This is a genomic window from Methylomonas koyamae (assembly GCF_001644025.1).
Taxonomy (GTDB): Bacteria; Pseudomonadota; Gammaproteobacteria; order Methylococcales; family Methylomonadaceae; genus Methylomonas; species Methylomonas koyamae_A.
On the sequence record NZ_LUUK01000061.1, the window covers coordinates 1 to 11,090 of the forward strand.

Sequence of the window (11,090 nt, forward strand, 5' to 3'; positions counted from 1 at the left end):
CAAACTCCCCGCCGAGAAGATGCCGGCCGCCACGTTGGTGCTGCCGTTATAGGTCCGGTTGCCGGTCAGGCTGACGACGAAGGGCGTGATCGTTAAGGTGCCGTCGACATAGCTGAAATCGTAGTTGCTCGCGGTATAGCCGCTCGCGGTGATGGCGTAGCTACCCGCGTTGGTGGCACCTTGCGAGATTCCGCCGTAACTGACGCTGCCGCCCAATACACTTGAGGTTTCGCTGTTAACGAAGCCGGTAATATTGACGCCATGGCCACCGCTATAGCCAGAGCCGTTGTATGCGCGACTGTCGTTGCTGGCGGTCACGGTCAACGTTTTTTTGTTGACCGTTAAGGTTCCGCTGGCGCCGCCGGTGCCTATCGTCGTCGAATAACCGGCCCCGCCACTGATCGCGGCCGAGCCGACCGCACCGTTGACCGTGTAGCTACCGACCTCGCGACCTGTGCCGGCGGTACCGCCGACGATACTAAAACTGGGCGTGCCGCTTAAACCCGCGACCGTGGCCGAGTCCGTCACGCCGTCGTCGTTGACGTAGCCGGAAAAGGCGCTGCTCGCACTCGGATCGGCATCGCCGTAGGTTTTGCTGATGTTGCCGACATCGACGCTCAAGCTCGGCTGATAGTCGTAGATCAGGTGATTGCCCGCGACGATCGTTCCCGGCAGGTCGCCGTCGTAGGTTTTGTTGTAAAGCCTCGGTAGTGCCGAACCGGCCGCGCCGGTAAGTCCGCCTTCCGTCGATCCGGATGGGCTGTGCATATACACCAACCAACGACCGTTGGCGGCGGAGAGTACGCCGCTGCCGACATTATTGACCAGTTCGCCGCCGCTGGCGGCCGCCAAAACCAGCGCGTCCCCGCTGCCGTTGGCCGTCAAGCCGGCACCGCTGTTCAAAACGATATTCTTGCTGCCGCTCGCGCCTCCGGTGCCGCGATGGACAATGCTGATGGTATCGGCCAGGATTTGTCCCGCCAGCGTGATGTTGCCGCTGTCGTCCTCGGTGTTGCCTGTACCGTCGCGCAATTCCATGGTGACCGAACCGGCGCCGGCATCTATCGTAACGCCGTGGGCCAATTCGATAACCGCATTCCCGGCCGAGCGATCGGCGTCGACGACGCCGTTGGCGGCCAAATCGTTGGCGTGCAACACTAAATTGCCGCCGTCGGTGGTGATATCGGCATTGACGTAAATGCTGCGGCCCGCTTCCAATTTCAACGTCGCGGACGAACTGAAAAGCCCGGCGACGTTGAGGGCGCTGTTAACCGTAATGTCGTTGCTGGCTTGTAGCGTGACGTTGGTGCCCCACCCGAGCAAATTGGTCAACACGCCCGGTGCAATGGTCATGTCCTTGCCGATCGCCATGCCGTAGGTGATGCGACTCGGATCGGTGGCGCCCGAGGTGACCCGGCCGGTGTTCTCGTTGGCGAAGCTGACCACGAAGGTATCGCCGTGATCGTAGGCAAAGCCGGGCAGCAAGCTGAAATAGTTGGTGCCGGCATATTGATAATAATCGACCCAGGGTCCGCCGGTATCGAAGCTGATGCCACTATTGGCGGTGGTGCCGACAACGCTGTTCGCGACCGATACCTCGCCGAAGATGCCGTAAAAGGCGTCGCCGTAGGTCACCGAACCCGCGTTCGCCAGCCCGCCGTTACGCCAATCGGTATCGATGACCAGATAGTCGTAATAGTAGGTATTGTAGTTCACCGTTAATCGGACTTGGTTCAGGCCGACATCCTGATTGCTGTAGCTGCCGATCAAACTATTGCTGGCGGACACCGCGCCGGCCCCGCCGATACTGGCCCGCGCCCAAGACAACGCGCCGGCGTCCGCGGCCGAACCATTGCGCCAATGCCGGCTACCCACCAGATACGAGACGCCCAGATCAATGACGCCGTCGCTGCCGACTTGGTCGCCGGAATGACTGCCGACCAAGCTGTTAGCGGCGCCGACCACGGCGCCTTGGCTGCTCTCGCCGTAAGCAAAGCCGGTTTTTTCGGCGACCCAGGTCACGGCGCCGGCATCGGCGTTGGCGCCACTATGCCAGTGCGGGCTTAGCACCAAGTAGTTATAGGTGTAGACACTGTTGACAGGATCGTAACCGTTCGTCAAAACCGTGACGCCGCCGCTGCCGATTTGGTCACCCGCCGTGGCTCCGATCAAGCTGTTGCCGGCGCTGACGGCGCCAAGCAAACCCGTCAAACGGCTTCCCCAGGTCACCGCGCCCAATTGGCTGTCGGTGCCGTTTCCCCAATTAGGGCTGATGACGACGTAGCCCAGTCGCGTCGCGTTGTTATATTCCGCCGGGAGGGCAACGACACCGCCGCTACCGACACGATCGTTGGCGTGCGTGCCAACCAAACTGTTAGCCGCGCTGGCGTTACCTGTCAGCGGGGAAGCGGCGCCTGCCGTGGTTGTGACACTGCCCCAAGTAACCGCGCCGGCGTCGGCGGTAGCGCCGTTATCCCAATACGGGCTAGCGATCGCATAGTAATCCAGATGATATTGCTTTTGACCGTTGGCGTTGGCCGGTCCGGTTGTCCAGTCGTAAGGCAACAGCGTGATGCCGCCGCTGCCGATTTGATCGCCCGCGGTGCCGCCGATCAAGCTGTTTGCCGAGCTGATACTCCCGGTTATGCCGGTCGCGGCGGCGGTTTTGGTGACGGCTCCGACGTTCGCGGTGCCGCCGTCGCTCCAATTGGGGCTAATAACCAAATAATAAGCAGTGCGGGTGCCGGACCAGGAGCTCCCGTTGTAGGTCAGCGTCGTGTATTGGCCGGCCTTGACACCTCCACTGCCGACTTGGTCGCCGGCGGTATCGCCGACCAAGCTGTTGCCGGAACCGACAGTGCCTTGAATGCCGCTAGATTCGGCGCCCATCGTGACCGCCCCGCGATCGGCGTTCCAGTGCGGACTGATCACGCTGTAGTAGTAGGTATAGGACCAGCTATCCGCGGTATCGACACCGTTATAAGTTGCCACGACGCCGCCACTACCGACCCGGTCGTTGGCGTGACTACCGATCAAGCTGTTACTACTACTGATCGCGCCACTGACGCCGCTGCCGGAACTACCCCAAGAGGCAGCGCCGGCGTCGGCATTACCGCCGTTATCCCAGGTGGGCGTTAGGACCACGTAATCGGCCACGCCCACATCGACGATATTATTGACGTCGCTGCCTACGCCATCGTTGGCGGTGCTGCCGACTAGGCTGTTTCCCGCGCCGACCGCGCCGCTGACACCGCTGGACTTGCTGCCCCAGGTAATCGCGCCGGCGTCGGTCGCTCCACCGTTATCCCAATCCGGGCTCAACACTAAGTAATAACCGCTTTTCAGCAAAATACCGCCGCCGCCGACATGATCGTTGGCGGTCGAGCCGACCAGACTGTTAGCCGAACCTAGAGTTCCGGTCTTGGTGGCGGTAGCATCCCAGAAGGTAACCGCGCCAGCGCTGCTGTTCCACAGCGGGCTAAGGACCACATAGCCGGGGTCTTGTCCAAGGTCGGTGACGCCGCCACTGCCGACCTGGTCGCCAGCGTGACTGCCGACCAAACTATTGCCGCTGCCGATGACGCCGGACACGCCGCCGTTGTTAGTAGTAGTTTCGGTCGGAATATTGGTTAAGGTGTTGCCGAGGTAGTTCGTTGTGGTGATGGTGCCGTAGGTGATATTGCGACCGTCGCCCCAGGTAATCGCACCTGCATCGGCGGTCGATCCTCCGTTGTTGAAGTGCGGGCTTAGAATCAGATAATAAGGGTGAGTCGAGGTGTATCCTGTATCCTGATTGCGGCTCGTGTAGTGGCTGAGGACTTGGATGCCGCCGCTACCGACCAAATCGCCTGCGGTCGCGCCAACCAAGCTATTAGCCGAAGAAACGGCGAAACCGGCTGTCGCTCCACCGGACGCGTAACCGGTCGCGCCGTCGAGCCAAGTGACCGAACCTTTGTCGCCGTTCCAGTGCGGACTGGCGACAACGTAAGCGGCGTCGGTACGGTAAGTATTCACGTGGCCGTGCGGCGGGGTGTCGCTAGGTTGACTGTTGTAGTTGGTGCTGCTGGTGTAATAAAGCACTTTGATGTCGCCGCTACCGATCTGGTCGTTGGCATTGCCCCCGACCAGACTGTTCGACGAAGAAACGGTACCTGTCAATGCGGCGGAACCGCTAGCCCAAGTGACCGCGCCGGCATCGGCGCTGGCACCGTTTTGCCAATGCGGACTGGCGATCGCGAAAAAATTTCGGTAATACTCGGTGGCGGTAATCAACGCGCCGCTACTGTTGTAATCGTGAAACTCGGTGACAAATTGCGTGACCCCGCTACTGCCGATTTGGTCTCCAGCGGCACCACCTACCAAACTGTTGGAAGATGAAATGACACCGGATATTCCGCTCAAAGCGCTACCCATCGTCACGGCGCCGGTATTGGCATTCCATTGCGGATTGAGTACCAGATATTTTAAATAGCCGTTTTCGTTGTTCCAGGCGTGGCTGGCGGTGCCGTAGTAGTTGTCGATCAACACAATGCTGCCGCTGCCCACCGCGTCGCTCGCCGAACTGCCGACCAAACTGTTGGACGACGTCACCGTTCCGCTCAGCCCCGTGGTTCCGCTGGACCAAGTCACCGCCCCCTTGCCGCCGTCCCAATGCGGACTGGAAATCAAAAAGTTGCCCTGCGAATTGAACGAGACGTTGACGTTAGTGTTGGTATTTTGGCTAACAAGCAGGGTGATACCGCCGCTGCCCAAGCGATCGTCGGCGTGGCTGCCGGTCAACGTCGCCAACAACGCGCCGGACCAACCGTTATATAAATAGACCGCACCGGCATCCTGACCGCCGAAGTCGTCGTAGGGGTTGGTGACCACCACGTTCGTGCTCCACAGCACCGAGGTCCCGGTACCGAAACCGGAGGTAACGCCCAGTGTATTGGTGGGGTTGGGGTCTTCGAATTCGAATTGCGGGTATTTGCCGCTGTTATCTATCGTGATGTTGCGCGGGTCCAGCAACAGATTGCCGTTGCGGCCCTTGGGCGCGGCCGTCGCCACGCTACCGCCGAAGATCAGCGTATCGTGCGAAGACACCTCAACGGTACCGCCGTCGCCACCGTTCTGACCGCCCTTGGCGGATATATTGCCGTAAAAATCGGTATTCTGGTCCGACCAAACCACGATGTCGCCGCCGTCGCCTTTTGCGGTAGCATCGGCTTGCAACTGGGTAAAGGGGTTGATCCGGACCAACGTTGCGTTGCGAACCGCCGCGTCCTTGCCATGAAAACCGCCGCCGATACTGATCTTGCCGCCACCCTTGGCGCCGTTGGCGGTGAGCGTCGCGGCAGCCAAAGTGACGTCTTTGCCGCCGGTGACGGTGATCTTGCCACCCTGTCCGGAAACGCCACTGGCATCCAGGGTAGCGGAGCTGAATACGCCACCCTGGCCGCCCGCGGTCACTGCGATGTCGCCGCCATTTTTGGTTCCCTTAGTCGACAGTTTCGCGGACGCGGTCTGGATGACTCGACTGTCGGCGGCAATCGTGATTCGGCCGCCGTGGGAGACGGTACCCTCGGCGCTAAGCGTTCCGGCTTGCAGCACCCGATCGCCTGTCAGGCGAATATCGCCGCCGCTATTACCGTCGGCGCGGACCGTGCCGGTGTCGACAACCAACTGGCCATGCTCGACGACATTGCCGCCATGAGTATTCTCGGCGGCGGACACGTCCAGTGTACCGCTGTTACTGACTTCGTCGCCGATCAGTTCTATCGAACCGCCGCGATTGACTAGGGATTTGGCCTCGACCACGCCGCTGTTGTTAATCGCTGCGCCACGCAATTGGTCGGCGGCGCTGGCGGTCATAATGACCCGACCGCCATCGGCGCGGATCAGCTGCTTATTCTCGATCAGCGTATTGACGGTGGCGGGATCGACCTGAACATTGACCAGTTTACCTTCGTCCAATTCCAGTGTTACGCCATCGCCGCCGGCCAACGCTACCGTGCCCAAACGGGCCTGGACCAGACCTTCGTTGCTGACGCTAGGGGCCAGCAAGGCCACGTATCCGCCGTCCTTGACACGGATTTCGCCCTGGTTGACAACGCCGGTATCGCCGCCGTCGCGCTTGAAATGGTAATTTCCGGCACGAAAATCGGCATCGCTGATGTTCATCGTCGACGCGGCCATCGCACCAACGTCGACTTGGGCGCCCTTGGCAAACAGCACGCCGTTAGGGTTCACCAGAAACACTTGGCCGTTGGCGGTCAATTGACCGGCAATGACCGACGCTTCGCCGGACGTCACCCGATTCAGCGCAATCGAGTGGGCGTTAGGTTGTTGATAATCCACGTGGGCATTGGCACCGATGTTGTAGCTCTGCCAGTTGATGATGGCTTTCTGACTGCCTTGTACGACATCCATCCGAGCGCCGTTTTGCTGGATTTTCACCTGTCCCGACGCCACTTGCCCTCCGCTCGGCAACGCGTTGCCGGCCAGTTCGGCCAAGGCGGGCTGCCAAGCGCCGGCCAAGGCGATCTGTATCGCCAACACCAGCGGATGACGGTTGAAGTGCGGCGTGCGGCATTGGCTGGCATGTCTAGTCATGAGACTGTCCTCTCGAATCAGTGCGGTTTTTCGGTGCTTGCGGCGGCTTTGCGTTCCAACAGGCGGGCAAAATTGCTCAACGACGCCAAGTGCAGATAGATCAATCCCAGCGCGCCGGTTTGGAACAGGCTGTCCAACGCATCGCGGCTGATTTTTTGGAAGCGCGCCTCATCCACTATCCAAAGACCGGACAACGAGTAACGCTCGCCGCTCGGTGATACCGCATCGGCGCGACGCTCGGTTAAGAGGTCCAATTCGTGCAAGGTGGCGGCGAATTGCGCAGTCCGTTGCGATTCGGCGTGGAACTCCCGCAAAAAGGCGATGATTTGTTGCAAGTAAGCCGACGGTTCGCCGTCGACCAACAAAGGCTCGCCAGCCGTTTCGTTAAAACGCGGGCTAGTGTCGTCAAAACAAACGATCAATTGCTTGTCTTCGGCCTGCTCGGCGGGTACGAACGGGTATCGGCGGACGAAGGCGGGTATGTAATGACCAGCCCAGCGACCGGCACCATTGACGAACAGGTTTTCGCCATCGTTCAAGCCCAGCACCGCGACCGGGACAAAATGCCCGTCGCCGGCTTTGGCGAAGGCGATCGGGTATTCCTTGCCGGCTTCGCCGAATTCCGGACCAATCAGCGGCACCGAGTTACTAACTCGCGCATATCCGACATCGTCGGACGGCGCGATATGCAACCGACCGTGAGCGGCGGGGTTCAGGCTGACGATGCGTTTATAAAATAGCAATTGGTTATCCACGGTGGTATCGCAGGTTGAGTTGGTGGAAAAACGGAGCCCGAAGACGCTTAAAACGCTTTGCTCAGGCTGACCCAAAAATGAGGCGTTTTGTAAGTTCCGTCCGAGTCGTTGCCGTCCGTAGAGCGCGCTGGGTTGGCGCCTATGCGTTGAGCAACGCTGCCGCGGATGACGAAATTGCCGGGGACCGTCCAGTTGATACCGACACCGCCGCCGCTGAGCGTGTAGTGATTGGGAACGCCTTCGGTGGCATTCGGCCAAAGATCGTTATGCAACGTGATGCCGCCGTGGTCGATGAACCCGACCAACTCGACATGTTCGTAAACTTCGTAGCGCAATTCGAAATTCATCAGATAGCCCTCATCTCCGAGGGCTTCGTTGACCGGATAGGCTCTGATGCCGAAGGGACCGCCGAGGCTGAATTTTTCGGAGGAATCCAGGTTTTTGGTAGCCAACTGTCCGCTGAAACCGGCGTACAAGCGTAATTTGTCGGTCAGACTTTGCAGGCGGGAAGCGTTAAGCGAGAATTTTTGATAGGCGCCGCCGGCTCGAGCGGTGGCCCGATTTTGGGCTTGATCGACCGGGCTGCCCGACAAATCCAGATTGCCGGCCACCATGGTCGCGCCGAACAAGGTCACCGCACCGCCGAGCCAATCGTCTTGATGGTCGCCGCTCAGGCCGACGTAACCGCTTTGCACTTCTTTGTCGCTGACCACGCTAGCAAGGCTGGTATTGTAGTAGTGGCGATCGTCGAAACCGCTGGCAACGTACAGATTCGTACTCACCCCGCGCAGCAGCGGATAGGTCGCGAAAGTGCCGCCGGTCCAGGCCGAGCCTTGCGCGTCCAACGACTGAAAGGGTTCGCCCAAGGTATAGTCCAACGCGGACGCCGCCAAACCAACCCGTAGCCCGGAGTAACCCACCGGCAACGAATAAGCGACCCGCCCGTAAACGTTGCCGCTGCCGCCCTGAACGCGCAACGTCGCCAAGTCGCCCAAACGCAAGGGGTTATTGAGGTTCAGAGACCCACCGAATTGGTTCATGCCGACCGAACGCACGCCGGTATTGCTGTAATCCACGGAGCCGCTGATTAGGTTGCTGGGGTCGATTTTCAACAGCAGGTCGGATTCACCCGCTCTCGCGCCGGCTTTCAGGGTAGACGATACCGTGCCGCCGGTCAGGTCGTTCAACAGCAAAATACCGCGCTGCATATCTGCCAACCGCAAGGCTTCTCCCGCCGGCTGAGCCGCCAACATCGTTTGTCGGGGAATGTCGTTTCGGTAAGTGTTAGCCGAGTCGTCGACTTCGACCTTGCCCAGGGTGGCTTCGCGGATCAGGATTTCGACGATACCGTCGCGAATTTGCTGAGCTGGCAATAGCGCGCGGGCGAAAAAACCACGTTGCTGGTAATACGCCGCGATATCGCGAGTGATTTTGCGCAGTTCAAGCAAGTTCAAGTCCTTGCCGATATAGTCTTTTAGAAACGACTGCAGATCGGCCTCGCTAATCAACACTGCGCCGCTGATCTTCCAACCCTTGACTTGGATGCGGATGTCGCTTTCACCGGCAGGCGCCGGTTGTTCCGATATTTCGAACGGGACTTGCGCGTTGCCCGGCAAAATCGATTCGGGTTTGATATTTCGCAAAATCGAGCCGGCCTCGGGAACCACCTCGACCGCGTGACCGACCGCTAAGTAACTGATTAATGAAGCTAAGGCGCCGGCACGAAGCGGAACGCGGCTGACTTTGCGATTTCGATGGTTCGGTTGCATACGATTCCACTTAACTGAAATGAAAATGAGAGTTGTGGCCTGCCCGTATTCTTAAGGCAGCGAAGTCGGTTGCGACTATCGCCTATAAACTCATTTTACCCGTTACGAATTAGAGTGCCGCTTTCCAGTCGACGTTGTGTTTCGATCGCATCAGCACAACCGCTCAACTCATGGGCCTAAAAGCATGCCCCGAGTAGACCACAAGAACTAGATGGAAATAATATAGTCGATTCAAAACTAACTGGCGGCAAAAAAACGCCAAACTTTAATACGCCCGCGTCACAGTTCTGGCATTTTCCGAGCAAAGACGCTCCAGCGACAGTCGGTTTTTGTCAAATTTGTAGGGTACTTTGCATTGTATGTCCTTTAAACCACGCAGTTGGCTTTTCGGACAAAGCGGTAGCAGTTTATTCGGATAGCGGCCCGCCTTGCATCGGCCCCTTCTTCGCTCCGTACCACCACCGATCAGGATGCCACTTCGCAGCATCAGGCCGATCAGGCGCAGTATGCGTTTGTCGGTGATCCGTTATCCCATGCGAGCAATCGACCGGTCACGATAGATTCGATCAAAGAATTTCGATAAATCAATATCCACCACGTACGGCTTGCCGCTATTGATGATGCTTTGCGCCGCTTGATGTGGAATCCGTCCCGGACGGAAGCAAACTGTGCGGCGAAAATTGCGGTTCAAATAGCGGCTCCAGCAGCAGCTTCAATATAGCCTTATCGAATGGCGTTAAACTGGAATTGCAAGAGATTAGCTTGACCGATCTATCCCCTTTATTGAATGTATTGAACGGTCTGGCCGCCTTGCTGTGTTCCCTTCGAGCCGGGATTAAAGATCTACTTGCACCGCGAACCGGTCAATGGCCGTAAGGCCATCAATGGTTTGGCATTGCTGGTCGAGCAGGCATTAGGCTTGAATCCGTTTGAACCGGCGATCTATGTGTTCAGCAATCGGCGGCGGGATCGGATCAAACTGTTGCATCGTCTGTATGCGGCCAAGTCCGAGGCCAGAGCGAATCCGGCTCAGCGCGATCTGTTTCTGAACGAAGCCGAAGCTCTGGCACCCAACGCTGCACCGGTGGCCGAGGAAACCACACCTGAAGCTGTCGAAGTGGCGGGCCATAGTCGCAAGAAACGCGGCCGCAAACCGCTCGATCCCCTCCTGCCTCGCGAGATTGTGCGCCATGAACTAGCGGAAGCCGAGCGCATCTGCGCCCATGACGGCACACGCCTGGTGGAAATCGACGCTAACATCAGTGAGCAACTCGATATCGTGCCGCAGCAAATCCACATTATTCAATATCAGCGCATCAAATATGCCTGTCCGTGCTGCGACAACAGCATCCGGATCACGCCGCCACCGGCGCGCATCTATCCCCAAAGGCTTACTCACCGAACCCGTGCTGGCTTGAGTGGTGAGGGCGGTGTTGTCTACCGACTTCGGTGCCGCCATTGACAGCACCGGTGCAAAGGCCGATCGTATGGCTGCGGTACTGGGCTGGGCTGCACTGACATTTTCACAGTGCCGGTTAATCCATTTGCGCATCAGATTGGCATTGATGCCGTGTTCCAGTGCCATCAAGGCTGCCGAAACACCCGGCTGCAGATAGGCTTCACCGAGCTCCCGTTTTACTTCCGGATCATAGCGACAAAGGCCATGACTCCGATGTCCCACCATTAGCGGTCGCGATAATCGTCTCTTGTTCTCCATCGTAGGTGTCCACCTTGTTATCCCCCTGCGTCAGAATAGTTGTCGCCTCAAATTTTTAGCCCCCTTTAAATTTGAGATAAAAAATGAATCCCTCCAAGAAGCAGTATTCTGCTGAGTTCAAAGAGCAAGCCTTGGCGAAAGTCTACAGTCGTGGCAAGCGGACGATTCAAACCATTGCCGACGAATCAAACCTCAGCATACATACCTTAAAAAACTGGATGAAAAGCACAACAACCGTAAGCGGTCCTTTAACAG

Annotated in this window: 6 protein-coding genes and 1 pseudogene; 2 read left to right on the plus strand and 5 right to left on the minus strand. The window is 58.4% G+C overall.

All coding sequences use genetic code 11. The features are described 5' to 3' along the window. From A1355_RS05755 to A1355_RS24375, 4 genes are all read right to left on the minus strand, one after another. Window positions 1-6,594, minus strand: a 6,594-nt coding sequence (locus A1355_RS05755; protein WP_064025908.1) for a filamentous hemagglutinin N-terminal domain-containing protein, incomplete at its 3' end; no start/stop codon positions are given. A gap of 17 nt (window positions 6,595-6,611) precedes the next feature. Then, window positions 6,612-7,349, minus strand: a complete 738-nt coding sequence (locus A1355_RS05760) for a SapC family protein (RefSeq protein ID WP_197471729.1) — start codon at window positions 7,347-7,349, stop codon at window positions 6,612-6,614. A gap of 47 nt (window positions 7,350-7,396) precedes the next feature. Beyond that, on the minus strand, window positions 7,397-9,118 hold the full coding sequence (locus A1355_RS05765) for a ShlB/FhaC/HecB family hemolysin secretion/activation protein (RefSeq protein ID WP_064025910.1): 1,722 nt from the start codon (window positions 9,116-9,118) through the stop codon (window positions 7,397-7,399). Between the two features lie 526 nt (window positions 9,119-9,644). After that, the gene (locus A1355_RS24375; RefSeq protein ID WP_231883575.1) at window positions 9,645-9,809 is read right to left on the minus strand and encodes a hypothetical protein; all 165 of its coding nucleotides are present in this window, start codon (window positions 9,807-9,809) and stop codon (window positions 9,645-9,647) included. A 198-nt stretch (window positions 9,810-10,007) separates the two neighbouring features. Here A1355_RS24375 and A1355_RS05775 point away from each other — a divergent pair, with 198 nt between their 5' ends. Next, window positions 10,008-10,580, plus strand: a complete 573-nt coding sequence (locus A1355_RS05775; RefSeq protein ID WP_231883576.1) for an IS66 family transposase zinc-finger binding domain-containing protein — start codon at window positions 10,008-10,010, stop codon at window positions 10,578-10,580. Window positions 10,581-10,631: 51 nt separating this feature from the next. On the opposite strand, the pseudogene A1355_RS26020 reads toward A1355_RS05775, so the two are convergent. Beyond that, window positions 10,632-10,835 (minus strand): annotated as a pseudogene (locus A1355_RS26020) (transposase); the annotation flags it as partial. An 83-nt stretch (window positions 10,836-10,918) separates the two neighbouring features. Between A1355_RS26020 and A1355_RS24380 the strand changes: the two are divergent. Next, on the plus strand, window positions 10,919-11,090 hold a 172-nt coding region (locus A1355_RS24380), incomplete at its 3' end, for a transposase (protein WP_157197765.1).